The sequence below is a fragment of the Lutimonas sp. genome, assembly GCF_051011215.1.
Lineage (GTDB): Bacteria > Bacteroidota > Bacteroidia > Flavobacteriales > Flavobacteriaceae > Lutimonas.
The window spans coordinates 25962-41954 of record NZ_JBPCUJ010000141.1; the positions used below are offsets into that span (position 1 = coordinate 25962).

General features: G+C 37.7%; 11 protein-coding genes. 5 read left to right on the forward strand and 6 right to left on the reverse strand.

Annotated elements, in window-relative coordinates:
- Window positions 1–141 precede the first annotated feature (141 nt).
- The 4 genes from ACR2MV_RS13700 (at window position 142) to ACR2MV_RS13715 (ending at window position 3871) form a co-directional block, all read left to right on the forward strand.
- On the forward strand, window positions 142–1578 hold the full coding sequence (locus ACR2MV_RS13700; protein WP_434022553.1) for a serine hydrolase: 1437 nt from the start codon (window positions 142–144) through the stop codon (window positions 1576–1578).
- Between the two features lie 350 nt (window positions 1579–1928).
- Window positions 1929–2669: a hypothetical protein gene (locus ACR2MV_RS13705; RefSeq protein ID WP_434022555.1), complete on the forward strand. Its 741-nt coding sequence runs from the start codon at window positions 1929–1931 to the stop codon at window positions 2667–2669.
- Between the two features lie 27 nt (window positions 2670–2696).
- Window positions 2697–3461 (forward strand): alpha/beta hydrolase-fold protein, encoded by a 765-nt coding sequence (locus ACR2MV_RS13710; RefSeq protein WP_434022557.1) that lies wholly within the window; start codon window positions 2697–2699, stop codon window positions 3459–3461.
- 11 nt (window positions 3462–3472) lie between these two features.
- A complete protein-coding gene (locus ACR2MV_RS13715; protein WP_434022558.1) occupies window positions 3473–3871 on the forward strand; it encodes a hypothetical protein in 399 nt (132 codons plus the stop codon).
- 44 nt (window positions 3872–3915) lie between these two features.
- Here ACR2MV_RS13715 and ACR2MV_RS13720 read toward each other — a convergent pair whose 3' ends face one another.
- From ACR2MV_RS13720 to ACR2MV_RS13745, 6 genes are all read right to left on the reverse strand, one after another.
- Complete coding sequence (locus tag ACR2MV_RS13720; RefSeq protein ID WP_434022560.1) at window positions 3916–6006, reverse strand: DUF349 domain-containing protein; 2091 nt, start codon at window positions 6004–6006, stop codon at window positions 3916–3918.
- A 131-nt stretch (window positions 6007–6137) separates the two neighbouring features.
- A complete protein-coding gene (locus tag ACR2MV_RS13725) occupies window positions 6138–6881 on the reverse strand; it encodes a shikimate dehydrogenase family protein (RefSeq protein WP_434022561.1) in 744 nt (247 codons plus the stop codon).
- 69 nt (window positions 6882–6950) lie between these two features.
- Complete coding sequence (gene murQ / locus ACR2MV_RS13730; RefSeq protein WP_434022562.1) at window positions 6951–7772, reverse strand: N-acetylmuramic acid 6-phosphate etherase; 822 nt, start codon at window positions 7770–7772, stop codon at window positions 6951–6953.
- Between the two features lie 6 nt (window positions 7773–7778).
- Complete coding sequence (locus ACR2MV_RS13735) at window positions 7779–9230, reverse strand: sodium:solute symporter (protein ID WP_434022564.1); 1452 nt, start codon at window positions 9228–9230, stop codon at window positions 7779–7781.
- A 187-nt stretch (window positions 9231–9417) separates the two neighbouring features.
- Window positions 9418–10719, reverse strand: coding sequence for a sugar MFS transporter (locus ACR2MV_RS13740; protein WP_434022565.1), 1302 nt, complete (start codon window positions 10717–10719; stop codon window positions 9418–9420).
- Between the two features lie 167 nt (window positions 10720–10886).
- Window positions 10887–15332 (reverse strand): translocation/assembly module TamB domain-containing protein, encoded by a 4446-nt coding sequence (locus ACR2MV_RS13745; protein WP_434022567.1) that lies wholly within the window; start codon window positions 15330–15332, stop codon window positions 10887–10889.
- Between the two features lie 96 nt (window positions 15333–15428).
- Here ACR2MV_RS13745 and ACR2MV_RS13750 point away from each other — a divergent pair.
- Window positions 15429–15993: tRNA (adenosine(37)-N6)-threonylcarbamoyltransferase complex transferase subunit TsaD (locus ACR2MV_RS13750; RefSeq protein WP_434022569.1), on the forward strand; the 565-nt coding region annotated here is incomplete at its 3' end.

The window sequence follows — 15993 nt, forward strand, 5'->3', positions numbered from 1 at the left end:
GCCCGACTCTTTTTACACATGTGATGCAAATCATAAAAAATAAAATGGATCTATAGCCATCAACTCAAATGAAGTTTTTAAATACTCTTAATTATATTTCTTATTTTTAGAGGAACTATCAACCAACATCAAACCCTAATTATGAAAAATATTTTTTTATTTATTTCCTGCGTTTTTCTCATGCAAAGCATTCAGTCACAGGAATCAGAAAAAGACTATACCGAAGCTTTTCAATTAGTAGATGTTTGGTTAGAGGCTCAAAAGGATTTTGATCAGCTACCGGGCCTTACTGCTGTTGTGGTTAAAGATCAGGAGGTATTATGGACCGGGGCCTTTGGAATGGCCAATAAAGAAACTCAATTAAAGACCAGCACCAATACCATTTGTAGCATTTGTTCTATATCAAAATTATTCACGTCTGTTGCCATTATGAAATTGTATGATGAAGGTAAAATTAGACTCGATGATAAAGTGAGTGATCACCTGCCTGCGTATACCTTACAACAAAAGTATCCTGAAAGTGGCCCTATCACCATCAGATCACTATTGACACACTCTTCAGGTTTGCCCAGAGAAGCGGGATATCCTTATTGGACAGGACCGGATTTTCCATTTCCTACACAAAAAGAGATTGATGCGAAACTAAAAGATCAGGAAACGCTGTATCCCGCTTCGACCTATTTTCAATACAGCAATTTAGGTTTAACGCTATTGGGAGAGATCGTGGCGGAAATATCAGGAATGCCTTATGACACCTACGTTGAAGAAAATATACTCATACCCTTGGGCCTCTCTAATACCAGAACCAAGATGCCTGAAGAATTATATGGCACTGACCTTGCTATTGGGTACGCAGCATTGAACAGAGCAGGAAAAAGGGATAAGGTCAAGCTATTCCAGGCCAATGGAATTGGCCCGGCAGCCGGGTTTTCTTCAACCGTTGGGGACTTAGGAAAATTTGCATCATGGCAATTAAGGCTGAGAGACAGCAGCCAGGTAGAAATCCTAAAATCATCTACACTTAAAAATATGCAACGTGTTCATTGGACAAACCCAGACTGGACCACCACCTGGGGTCTTGGTTTTTCAGTGTATAAAGGAAGTGACGGATCTACCTGGGTAGGCCATGGAGGTTCATGCCCCGGATTCAGATCTACACTACAAATAAATCTAAAAACAAAAATGGCATTTTCAGTGATGATCAATGCCAGTGGTACTAATCCGAACCAATATGGCAAAGGAATCCATGCCATCATGAAAAAAATGGTGATCAATAAAAAAGATGTGGATCCCGAAGCCACTGCAAAACTTAAAGAATACGTGGGCTACTACGACAGCTCACCCTGGTGGGGAGAGACCTATATTTCAACACATAATGGGAAGTTAGTCAGCTTAGGACTGCCTTCAAAAGAGCCTGCAGAGAGTATGAGTTTTTACAAACATGTGGAAGGAGATGTGTTTAGACGCATTCGTGACGATAAAAATTTAGGTGAAACCTTGACCTTTATCAGGAACGAAGATGGAAGGGTTATCAAAATAGAAAGACATGGTAATTTCTCCAGTAAAATTGAAAGATAGTCGTTTCCATGACCCTGTTTCTTTGTTTCTTACGCCAGGTGAAAAAATGTAATTAAACAATTTAAATAAATAATTATAAATTATTGTTTCACAACCAATTGGAGCTTTAAAATAATTGGTATTTTTGTTTCTGAATTTTAACTACTGATATCTGTAAAGCAGCTTAACAATACGTTCAACGTCCCATACTACATGAATCAAAAATCAAGACATTCCAGGGTCAATGACAGATAAATAATTAAAGGCACAAGCCATACCATATGACCAGATTTTAAAGTCAATAATATTGTGGTATCTTTAAAATAACATGAGTTACCTAGTATCGACTCCCTTAACTTAAGCCTATCCAAATGAACAAAACAATCAAATGTATCTTTGCATTGCTCCTCTGCATTGGAATGCAAAGTGCTGCACAAGAAAAAAATCACAGTCTGACAGTCAACATCTCTATTGATGAGAATGTACAGGATTCCTTCCAAAACAAGGGACGCATATTTATTTTTTTAACTCAGGATTCAATCATTGAGCCAAGACAGCAACAATGGCCGAACCCTTATCGTAAGACACATATATTTGCCAGAAATATTGAAAACGCTACAAAAACAGGTGTTATTTCTTTAAACCATCTTGACAGCTGGACCAAAACCCCGGCATGGGAGCTCAACTCGGTTCCAGAAGGAACTTATTACATACAGGTGCTATGGGACCAAGACACGCATGAATCAAGGGTGGATGCGCCCGGCAACCTGTATGCATTAAAAAAAGAAGTTCTGCTGGATGCTGATAAAAATATCTCTTTCAATCTAAATCAGGTAAACCAGCCCAGGTCCTTAAAAGAGCATGCACTCTCCAAACAAATAGACATTAAAAGTGACACCTTATCAAGCTGGTGGAAAAAAGACATACACCTAAAAGCCAGTGTTTTGCTGCCCCACAACTACGATAAAAACAAAGACTACCCTATACGTTATAATGTGGCAGGCTACGGAGGTCGCTATACACGCATCAATCGCCTGATTTCAAATGATTCCTTTATGAAATGGTGGGACTCTGAGGAGGCTCCTCAAATAATTACTGTCTTTCTTGACTGAGAAGGCCCGTTTGGGGATTCCTATCAAATGGATTCTGATAACAGTGGCCCATACGGCTACTCTTTAATCCATGAATTGATCCCGGCCATTGAAAACAAATACCGTGGTACAGATTCGGCAACTACCCGTTTTGTAGATGGGTGCTCTACCGGAGGCTGGGTCTCTTTAGGATTGCAATTATACTATCCGGATGTATTCAATGGCGTTTACTCTTATAGCCCAGATGCCATCGATTTTGAGAATTATCAACTGATCAATATCTATGAAGAAAGCCAGGCCTTTATCAATGAGGCCGGATACCTAAGACCTATAATGAGGGACACCAATGGAGAGCCCTTGCTTTCCATGAAAGAATTTATAGCTTACGAGAATGTATTCGGAAGTTCTGATTCATATTTAAACTCTGGAGGCCAGTTTAGTGCACATACAGCACTTTATAGCCCTAAAGGTGAGAATGGTTTACCTAAACCAATGTTCGACCCTTATACAGGAGTTATTGACCTAGAGGTAGCAAAATCATGGGAGAAATACGATTTTAAAAAATATGCTGAAGCCAACTGGCCAGAATTAGGTCCTAAACTGCAGGGTAAAATTTATATATGGATGGGTGACATGGATCATTTCTATTTGAATACCGGTACAAGAGGTTTTGATAAATTCCTGAAATCTACTCAAAATCCAACATCAGATGCCATTATTGAATTCACTCCAATGGAAGGTCATTGCTCTCAATTTTCTCATAAGGTGATCTTGTTAAAAATGCAGGAACGCCTTGAAAGTCTCACTCCATAAACTCAAATCATATGTTTTATAAACAACTGCTTCTTATTTTTATCTTTACAGCAAGTCTTTGTTATGGACAAAAAGATTACTCCATAACGAGTATGGATTTTGTCGAAGTGGTTGATTCTAATGAGGAAGAGGCCTGGTTCTATTACGAAAACAACTGGAAGGTGCTGAGACAAATGGCGCTAAAAAAAGGATATATTCAATCTTTTAAGCTCTTAAAAGATATGAGTAAGGATAAAAACAACTTCAGCATTGTTCTTATGACCAGTTATAAAGACTCCCTGCAATTTCAAAAGAGAGAAGAACACTTTCAGGAATTAATCAAACAAAGAGGAGAATTGAGCCTGCTCAATGAGAAGCAACCGGCAGAATTTCGAAAAACCGTTTTTAGTAAAGACTTTACAAATCAATAACTATTTTTCCAAAAAAAGACCCGCTTTGAAGCGAGTCTTTTTTTTTAATATTCCATTTTCTTCATGTAATCGATCTTGCGCTTCCAAATCTGTAAAGACTTTTTGTATTCTTCAATATTTTTATACACATTCTTTACCAAAGGATTATCCGCACTGGCGTTGGAGATAAAGCTGATATTATTCTCCAATTGCTTTATTTCCTTTGTAATCTCATCAATCTTACGTCGGATAAAGAGTTGTTCACTATCCAGTTTCCTAACATTTCTCTGATCCAGCAAACTATCTACCGAACTCTTAAATCTAAGGAAAGTCGCCTCATCCTTATCAATATTTAATTTTTTATAGGCAGTATCAAGCAATTTATTGAACTTGATATCAAGATGTTTCACTTTTTGAGGTAAAACTCCCAAGGCTCTCCAATCTTCAAGGCCTTTCTGCACAAACTCCATGCTTAACTCCTTACCGGCCTCAATCTCTTTTTTAAGAGCATCCATGAAATCCTTCTTCTTTTCAATAATTTCTGATTGCCCCTTGTCTAAATCATTCTGCTTTTCGTGTAACCTGTCAAAATAATGATTGCAGGCGTCTTTAAATCGCTTCCATATCTTATCTGAATCACGTCTTGGAACATGACCAATTTTTTTCCACTCTGCCTGAACTTTCTTGAAAACCTCTGTAGCCATACCCCAATCTTCACTTTCTTTCAAAGATTCAGCTTGTTCCACTAACAGAAGTTTCTTTTTTAAATTTTCGGCCTGATCATTCTTAATCCCTTTATAGAAACTATTTTTCTCTGAATTAAATTTTCTCGTCGCATCTCTGAATAATTGCCAGACTTCTTCATTTTTTGATTTAGGCACCCTTCCTATTGCGAAAAACTCATCTCTTAAGGCCTCCAGTTTTTTTATGCTTTGTTGCCAGTCTTTATGGCTTGAGTTGGCAGAAATATCCAGGCCTTTTATTTTTTCAATTACCGACAGTTTTAAACCGACATTTGCTTTGAATTTTTCTTCCAGCTGATCTTGGAAATCGTGCCTCTTTTTATGAATTTTCTTTGTTGCTTCACTAAACTTATGCCAGACCTCCTCGCGTAACTCCCTGGCTACAGGACCTATATCCTCTTTCCACATTCTGTGAAGTATCTGTAATTCTTTAAAAGCATGATTGACATCTTCCTCTTCTGCCAGCACTTCTGCCTTCTTAATTAATTTTGATTTTTCTTCCAGGTTATGTCTAAAATCCAGATCTCTGAAATCATTGTTTAAATGCAATAAATCATAAAACCGTTCTACATGATGATGGTAGGTTCTCCAAACATCATTGTATTTTGCATGAGGAATCTGACCAACCTCTCTCCATCTTTCCTGAAGCACTCGGAAATTCTTGTACATGGTAGATGCTTCCGCATTATTGATCAATTCTTTCAATTCATCAATCAGTGCCTGTTTCAATTCCAGATTCTCCTTTTGAGTCCTTTCGACTTCTTTATAGAAGTACTGACGTTTGCGCTTATAATCGCTCATCAGCTCATCAAATTTGTGTTTTATCGGGGCCGAAAGGAAAAAATCGGCTTCTTCTCCTCCACTTTTCAAAAAAGCCTCTTTCTGTTCTTTGACGAAGGTGCTGAATTTTTTCTGAAAATCAATTTTTAAACTTTCGATTTGATTCTTGATATCCTTAATTTCAAAACCAACAAGCAGGTTGTTCATCATTTTTACAATATCATCCATAGACATTGTCGACAGGTCAAATTCAGGAATTTCTTTATTTTTTACAGCAGGGGCATCCTCCTCAGTACCACCTGCGGCGCTATCATCCGCTTCCTCAGATGACGTCTCTTTGACCTCCTCTTTCGCTTCATCAATAGACACCTCTTCAACAGATGTATCGGCAACCGCTTCTTTTGACTCTTCTACTACTTCCTTCACTTCTTCTTTCTCGGAACTGACAACATCATCCTCTTTTACCACTTTTTCAGCCTCGGTAACTTGCGTTTTTTCAGCAACATCTTCATCCTTACTATCATCTTTTTCCTGCTCCGTATTCTGTGGTTTTACCGGAGATTTTTCATTTTCAATATTTGAACTACCTTCGGCAGATTCAGATGATAAATTATCATTATTTACGTCTAACATTGTTTCATGTTTAAGGTTCCTATATATTACTTTGAAAAAGTTTTGAAAGATACTAATAGCCTAGCAAAGCGCAAAACTATGTTTTAAATAAGATGGACAATTTTCAATAGGTTGCGTGGATACTCCTCTCGCTAAGAATTCCAAATTTCCCATGAGCGATCAGCTTGATGCTTTAGCATAGAAGCCCCGTTCTGCACAATAGCTCCTGCTTTTTCACCCATTTTGAGAAAAGCTGTTCGTTCAGGATTGTAAATTAAATCAAACAGCAAATGCCTCTGTCCTATATATTCATAGGGCAAATTCGGCTTTAAGTCTATATCAGGAAAAGTACCCAAAGGACTGCAATTAATGATGAGTTCATGATTCTTTAGAATTTGCTCATCCACCTCCTCATATAAAATCGTATGTTCTTTCTTTTTCGATCTTGATACAAACAAAAACGGTATATGTAGCTTTTTCATAACAAAAGCGATAGCTTTTGAGGCGCCACCTGTTCCAAGAATCAAAGCACCTTGCTCATCACCTTTCCAGCAATTCTTAAGAGAAGTTTCAAAACCATAAGCATCCGTATTGTAGCCTTTTAACCTCCCTCCCTTGAGCATCTTTATCGTGTTGACAGCTCCGATACTTTTTGCTTCCGAATCAATCTCATCCAAAAATGGAATTATTTGTTCCTTATAAGGAATCGTCACATTCAAACCTCCTAAAAAATCAGCATCAACCAACACCTTGTCTGAAAATTCTATGATCTTTCCTAGATCATAATTAACATATTCAAATTGATTTAAATTCAGTTCTTGAAATTTTTCTGTAAAGTATTTTCTTGAAAATGAATACGATATATTCTTGCCCACTAAACCAAAACGCTTCTCCATTATTTTATTTTCTTACCTATGTAATCATCTCTTCTGCATCCCGATTGTAAAATCAAGAGCCTCTTATCCTTATTTTTCCTTTTCCCTGTAGTTATCCACAGCGGCCCGAACGCTTTTATATCTCAGCAATAAAGTTTGCGCCAATGCTTTGTCAATATTTAGTTCAGCAGCCACCATATTGGTGCCTCTTTCAACCAATTTTTCATTTGACAATTGCATATCAACCATTTTATTACCCTTTACACGACCTAACTTGACCATTACTGAGGTAGAAATCATATTCAATACAAGTTTTTGAGCTGTACCTGATTTCATTCTGGTACTTCCCGTAACAAACTCAGGACCGACTACGACTTCAACAGGGTATTTTGCCTGTTCAGCCACTGCAGAACCTTTATTACATGTTACACACCCTGTTAGAACCTGATGCTCATTGGCAGCCTTCAATCCCCCAATCACATAAGGAGTTCTTCCTGAAGCTGCTATACCAATTAACACATCATTTTCGTTAATTGAAAAAGCCTTTAGATCTTCCCAGGCCTGCGTTTCATCATCCTCAGCATTTTCCACCGCTTTGCGAAGCGCTCCATCACCTCCAGCGATTAATCCTATCACCCAATCGTGCGGCACTCCATATGTTGGAGGGCATTCAGAGGCATCTAATACCCCCAGTCTTCCACTTGTTCCAGCTCCAATATAAAATAACCGGCCTCCTTTCTTAAATCGCGCAACAATCTCTTCGACCAATGGGGCAATCTGCACAATAGATTTTTCTACAGCCAATGCGACCTTTTTATCTTCATTGTTCATATTGACCAATAATTCATTGACATTCATATGTTCTAAATTGTCGTAGGATGAAGATTGTTCAGTGGTAGATCGAGATATCATAGATTATTATTTTTTTTGAATTAATAGGAGACCTAAAATGGTAAACATACCATTCACAGCGATACTGATAAATCCGAAATCAAAATTAAAACTTTTTTTCAGGTAGATACTAAGAGCATAGGTCAAAAGAGGTGCTGCAACACAAACCAATGGCACCCATTTATCTTTGACTGAAACAGAAGAAAACATACCAAAAAGATATAAGCCCAGCAAAGGACCATAGGTATATCCGGCTACTTTGAAAATGAGTGAAATAACATCTCCTCTGCTTCCGGAAAACATCATTATGATCAGAAACACAACCACACTAAAACCAAAAAGCACATAATTTTTTAGTTTTTTCTTTTGTTCACCTGTCTTGTTCGACATATCCAAAAAATCATAGGTGAAAGAAGTGGTCAAAGCAGTCAGTGCCGAATCTACACTTGAAAAAGACGCTGCAATAATTCCCAATAAAAAACTAACCCCTGTAATAAGCCCCAAATGATTAATGGCCAGATTTGGGAACAGCGTATCTGTATCAAGAAATTGCCCTTGTTCACCCAAAGGAAGTTTTATTCCAATACTATCGGCATAGATATATAATAGTATTCCCAATCCCAAGAAGAGAAATTGAGTCAAAGCCAGGATCAAACTAAAAGTCAACGTATTCTTCTGAGCATCCCATTGGTTTTTACACGTCAGGGTTTTCTGCATCATGTTTTGATCCAGCCCCATCATGGCAATGGCGATCAATATTCCTGCAATAAATTGTTTGTAGAAATTGTTTCCTGAGTTATTTTCCCAGTTAAACACTTTAAAATACTCATGGCTCACCACTTTATTTACGGAATCGCTCAAACTCAAATCCATAGCGGACGTAATTGAATAAATGGTAACGACAGCAGCCAGCATCAAAAAGAACGTCTGCATGGTATCCGTCCAGACAATGGTTTTTATACCAGACTTGTTCGTGTACAACCAAACGAGCAATAATACGATGATTACGGTGAGAAAAAAGGGAATACCCAGTTTGTCAAAAAATGCAAATTGTAAAATTTTTGCCGCCAGCAGCAATCGTAAAGAAGCTCCGAAAGATTGAGATACTAAGAAAAACAGTGAGCCGGTCTTATAGGTTTTCTTTCCAAACCGGTCATTCAGATAGGCATAAATCGACACTAGTTTCAATTTATAATACAAGGGAATCAACACAAAGGTTATAAATAAATAACCTACAACATTTCCTAAAATAAATTGAAAGAAATAAAAACTATTGTTCCCCACCATTCCCGGAACTGAAACAAAAGTAACGCCTGACAAAGCTGCACCGACCATCCCAAAGGCCACCAAGAACCATGGAGACTCGCGATCACCGGTAAAAAAAGAATCTTCACTTCTATTTCTTGAGGTTACATAAGAAATGGCCATGATCATACCGAAGTATATCACGATAATACTAAAAATGAGAAAAGTGCTCAATACAATGCGTTGTGTTAAACCTCAAAAATAGGTTCCTGCACTGTTAAATAAAAATAATCAAGCATTATTTTTTTAATGTATAGCAAGGAGTAGTTTCTCAGGCTACTCCGAATTGCTATACTTACTCAAAAAAAAGATTGAAATTTGTGCAGATTTCAATAGGGAATACTACTAACATTCCTTTTTTTTATGACCATGATTTTATTTTATGCCCCTTAAATGCATATAAGAAGATAATAATATAGGCCGGCAATAATATCCAGTAACCCTGGTTGGCAGCATGAGAAGTAGCTAAGACTTCTTCCATACCTTCTGCCAGGTATACTTCTTTTAAATAATCAACTAATTTTCCATACATAGGCGTAAGAATGGCACCCCCGGAAATCGCCATAATCAGAAAGGCTGCTCCGGTTTTCGTGAATTTCCCAAGACCGTCTATTGCCAATGGCCAAATAGCCGGCCATACCAAAGCATTCGCAACACCTAGAGAAGCTACCAATAATACGGAGGTAAAACCAGATGTATTGACGATGATTAAACTTAGAACAATTCCGAGAACACCGCTTATTTTCAGGGCGGTGGTCTGACTCATGTATTTAGGAATCAAAATAACACCCAACCCATAGGTACCCACCATGGCAAACAAGGTAAATGTTGTAAACCATTTTGCCTGTGACACTGGTAATCCCAGCGACAAACCATAGGCAATGATAGAATCCCCTGCAATTACCTCTACCCCAACATACATAAATAAGGCAACCACACCGAGTATTAACTGAGGAAACTGAAAGATGCTGGTTTTCGCCGTTTTCCCTTCTGCCTCTTCTTTCGTTGGTGCCGCCTCAACATGAGGAAGTGGCGCCTTTCTAATTAAAATTGCTAAAACAGCCAACACAATCGCCATAATCAGGTAAGGCATAAAAACACTATCGGCCATCGTATCCAATAATTGATTTTTTTCTTCTCCACTAACCGTGTCGAGTTTTTCGTTTACTTCATCAATTCCAGATAGCAACAAGGCTCCAAAAATCAAAGATCCGAGAGCACCTGCGACCTTATTTGCAATACCCATTATAGAAATTCTTTTGGCGGCACTTTCTATGGGCCCTAGAATGGTTACATAAGGATTGGAAGCCGTTTGCAATAAAGTCATACCTGCACCTTGAATAAAAATACCTAAGAGAAACAACCAGTAAGTTCTTGCATTTGCGGCTGGAATAAATACCAAGGCCCCCAATGCCATGATAAATAAACCAAGAGACATCCCTTTTCTATAACCTATTTTTGATAAAATAGCCGAAGATGGAATCGCCATCACCACAAATGAAATATACGATGCTGAAGCAACCAGATACGATTGAGCTTCTGTCAATTCATTAATGGTTTTCATAAAAGGGATCAGTGCCCCATTAATCCATGTGACGAATCCAAAAATGAAAAACAAGGCTGCAATAATCATTAATGGAACAAAAGAAGAAGATTTTGACATATTTTGAGTTTTAGCGTATACTATTTATAAGTTCATCAATTGAAGGGGGAATCGAAAATAAAAGTAAGCATAATTCCAATTCCGAGATTCATTATTCTACAAAAGGCCTTATTCCTTAGATAAATAACAACAAAACCTTATAAAATTGAAATAAACACGCCTTCCAGTTAAGGATTCGGTTTGTTCTTTTCTTTTTCGTCCTTGAAAGCTTCCTTCTCTAATTTTCTTTCTATTTTATTATTCAAGCGTAGGCTATCTATCTGTTCTTTGGACATTTCTTTTTCTTCAGCTGTTTTCTTCAAACCAATTTTCTCGAGAAATTCGCCTCCATTGTTAAAATCAAAACGATAAGAAATCCCGACTCCCTGGGTATAACCTTCTCCTTCTGCTACGTCAAACTGAATTTCATTTTGTCGGTTATACACTTTAGCCTGAAAGGTTTCTGCTGCATTCAACGGCACCTTGACTTCTACTTCACCGATTACATTTGAGTTTGTATTCGACCCCACTGGCACCCCAACTTTACCGCTCACAATGACCTTATCGGCAATTCTTCCGGATACTTCCAATCCGAGCTGGTCGTCAGTAGTTACATCCTGCACACTATTATCAGTACCGATATCATAGGTAACACCCACTTCAAAGTTTTCATTATCGCTCTTCATCATATTGGATAATAATTGAGAAGCCTTTTGTGCGATGGTTCCCGCGATGGCTGCATTTCCATCAAAATTAGTTTTATTATTATCTGTCCTCGCAAAAGCTCCGGTAGCCAGAAGCGAAAAGAACTGGGTCAGCTTGTCATCTTCATTTCTCAATTTAAAATCAAGCTCATTGGCAACATTCGAACTGGCATTAGGAATTTTCACATCAAAATCCAGCTCAGGAGCAGATAAGTTTCCTGAAATCATCGTATACAACTCCACGTCAATTTTACGTGAACTTGCAATATCGTCCAATAAAACAGAAGGATTTGCCTTGGTATAATTAATTGCTGTAATATCCACGCGCGCATCGTAGGGATTTCCTGACCATATGATGGTACCTCCCTTTTGAACCTCAAAATCTTTATTAATAATATTCTTGAACTGATATTCCCCATTGTCAACTACCAAATTACCGAACATTTCAAACTTACCGTTGGTATCTATATTTAATCGGAGGTTTCCATCACCTGACCCTCTTAAAACACTCCCTGTAGCCTTGTCCAGTACTATTTGTGCAACAGCCTGTCTCGTAACATTTAATCTAAAATTAAGGTTTAAACCTTTTAACTTTTCAAATACCACATCATCTTTCTTTTCCTCCCCTTCTTCCAACTCAACATTTTCAAAATGAATCAATTTCGTACTGTTTACCGTGCTTACATTGCCTAATGGCACAATGAATTCCGTTCCGGCATTAGTGGTTCCATTCACATTGATAACAAGATCATCCGTATACCCTTTTAACGTTGTGCTTCCTCCCAAAAGTCCCGTACCATAATACAGCGCTCCTTCTTTATCCTCTGTGTTTAATACCAGTAAATTATCTGTAGTTAATCTAAGATCCATCATCCATTTTTTAAATCCTTCATGAGTAATGGTACCACTGATAACTCCTCGGGTTTTCATCTCTCTATCCACTACTTGAAAAGACTGAAAATCGAAGGTGTGGTTATATAACTTCACCACCGACTGCCCTTCAAAATCATAATCTACCCCTAAATAAGGTAATTCCAGACCCGAATCCATCAGAATTATTTCTCCACCAATATCAGGGTTCGACAAATTTCCGGTAATCATTGCTTCGCCACTGGCATAGCCCCGTATGTTTCTTAAGACATTCTTACCTAAAGGGCTAAAACCATTCACCCGAAATCGATCTAATTTGGCTGAAGCAAGGATCGTTGGTTCTTTGGCTGCAAAATCAATGGCTCCCTGAGCTGTAACAGTTTTTAAATCTGAGTTTTCTAAAAGAAGGTCAAATGTATAATTACGAATGTTCTGATCAGATTCCGCATTAAACCGAAGGTCACCGTAGTAATCATCGTTAATGCTAAAATAGTTGATGGCCAGATCGGCTATGGGAAGAATCTTATCATTTACAGCCCTGAAATTTATGGATCCATTGACTTTCCCGTCCAGTGCAACGCTATCGATTGAAGGCGTAATATCATCAAGATTGACATTTGAAAGCTTTAAATCTATATTCTTTTCCTGATCTGAAGTCAGTAATCCCGCCAGATGCACCTCTTGATTGCCAGTAATCATGTTAAAGTTATCAATGGCATAAGTCTTAATATCATCATCGTATACGATCTTATTCTGATTGTTATTTTCAGGATTGATATACCAGGTGTTTTGTTTAAAAGTCAATTCCGAGGTTTTCATCCCCAAAACAGACTGGTTCTTTTCGTTTATCGTGTGGTAAAAACTAAAACTATATTTTTCTTGTTTTTCCCTACCCCCTAGCATATCTGCCCTCATAAACAAGGTGTCGTTCAACATCACATTCACCAGATTAATCTCAGACAAATTGTAATATTTGGAGTCTATTTCATCAATACTTAGCAGTGTATTATACAAGGGGTTCTGATTATCCACCTGCAAGTCAATCTTATCAATCGTATAGTTAAATGCCTCAATATGAGGTGATTTTATGGTCAAATTGAACACATCCTCATCTGAATCAACCGAACCCCGAATAATAGAGTTGGGTCCTAACTGCAGGTTTGGAAAAAAAACATCGACAATCTTGTTGTAAATATTAAACCGAAAGGCTAAAAACTGTCCCTCTTCCACATTTTCCTTTTCATAATTTACGAATAAGCTCCCCAAAGAATTCATTCCTAGTTTCTTCAGGTCCCTAAACTTAAAATTACCTCTTACAAAACCGTTCACAATGTCGGTGGAATTCACTTTAATTTCTCTGATATCATCCCTGTTCTCTGAAGTAATCGCAAAATCCTTAAAGTAATAGTCATCATTCTGATTTGAATAAGAAGCGTCTTTAAAACTGAGAGAGCCTTCAATATTATCAAGACTGCTCCCGGTGAGATCCATCATAATTTTACCCTTCAGAATAGATTTTTCATCCCTGGTAAATAGATTTAATTTTAAAAAGTCAGCATAATCAACATTCGCCTCAAACTTGAATTTTTTATTATCGGCAAGTTCAGCCAGTCCTTTAAAGTCAAGTCTGATATTCGGATCGTTCACATTTAAATATCCATCAAATTGCTTGTCTCTTAATACTCCATTGATATCAATATTTGTATAGGTATATCCTTTGTATTGATGTTTTGAAATATGCCCCTTGATTCCGATACTAATCTTATCGATAGAAAAACCTTGTCCTTCTACTTCTCCTACCATCGAAAAATCTCCAATTAAACTGTCTTTTACAAATTCACCCAGTTTAAAATCAACCAGTTCAATTTTCCCTTTATAGGAGGCAAGATCCCCTTTATCAATATCATATAATTTTAAATCAACATCAGACATACCCATTTGTGCGATCGTCCGTAACTGAATGTCAACATTTGATCTGGTAATATATACCTTTCCACTACTGGAAAAATAGCCAATCTTTTCTAACTCTTTTGGGATCTTCTCTCCTAACAGACCCGGCAATAAATTGGTTAAGTGGTCATAATTGGAACTGATTTCTTTGATATCTCCCTTTAATCTGAATTTCTCGCGGTAGAGGACATTTTTTAAATGTACATCCCCTCGTAAAGAAGAGTGCCTGTCTGACTCTAAATCAATATCCTCTATAACAAAATCATTAATAGTTCCTTTGGCTTTTGCTGTGAAATGGATTTTGTCATGCCTTCCAAACTGGCCATAGAGTTTCTTCAAATCGGACAGTACAACATCCGCTTTTTTAAAATCCGCCTCAATCTCTACCTTATTGGTGAAATCCGACAGATCTCCTTTTTCATAATTAAATACCACATCTGCATGTAACTCCGATCCTTTGGTATAAAGGTGGGTGTTATAAAATTCCATGCGTGTATCAGCATAGCTGAAATCTGTTGTAAAACTCGTTACTGCAATATCATGATCATCAACAACCCTAATTTCTCTGGCATTGGCACTTACATTCGACCCGTCTATTTTAAAATCCTCGAAATCACCCTCTATTCTGTTATAATAGACAATGGGACCTTCTTTTTTATTTTCATTAAATAATGAAAAATTGATATTCTCCACACTGATTAAAGAAGAAGACATTTTAAATTTCTTTGATTCGCTTAAACTGTCCTTTCTAAACTTATTAACAAAAACGGAAAGGCTATTTATCGTTTCATCCTTATAAGTGCGCAGTATAAGTTTTCCATCTTTTAAATAAATATCCCCAAAATTCAGCTCGCTGCTAAATAACTGCCGGTAATTCAAAATGGATGTTTCAAGGGAACTGGCAGCGATCAAGGTGTCTCCATGATGATCTCTGATAAGCACTTCTTTCAATGCCACATTTCGAATTGATGAAAGGTCCAATCTATTTATATCAATGGATGTGCCATAGGCTTTGTTGACCCTGCTCGTCACAGCTTTGGCCAGGCTGGTTTGAACGGTTGAAAATGAGAGTATAACACTCAGCATCACCAGCAAAAAGCTACCGATCAAAAAAATACGAATTGCTATTCTTTTAAAACGCCTGATAATATTTTATTTCTAAATTTGCATTTTTAAAAGTACAATATTTGTGCCTAAATTTTTCTCATGCAAAAAAAAACTATTCACATACTTTCAATAGAGTCATCATGCGATGATACAGGGGCTGCCGTGCTCAAAAATAACCAGGTATTATCGAATGTGATAGCCAATCAAAATATACATGCGGCCTATGGAGGTGTGGTTCCGGAATTGGCTTCAAGAGCCCATCAGCAGAATATTGTTCCCGTGGTGGATCAGGCCTTGGCGCAAGCGAAGGTAAAAAAAGAGGAATTGGATGCAATTGCCTTTACTCAGGGCCCTGGATTAATGGGTTCTTTGCTGGTTGGAACTTCATTTGCAAAGTCGCTTGCTATAGCCTTGGGTATTCCGCTCATCCCGGTGAACCATATGCAGGCCCATGTGATGGCACATTTTATTGAAGATGAGACTCAACGAATCCCGCCATTCCCATTTCTTTGCATGACCATTAGCGGGGGACATACGCAGATTTTAAAGGTCATCAATTATCAGGAGTTTGTAATTTTAGGTGAAACAATCGATGACGCCGTTGGAGAAGCTTTCGATAAAACGGCCAAACTATTGGGACTTCCTTATCCAGGTGGTCCACTTG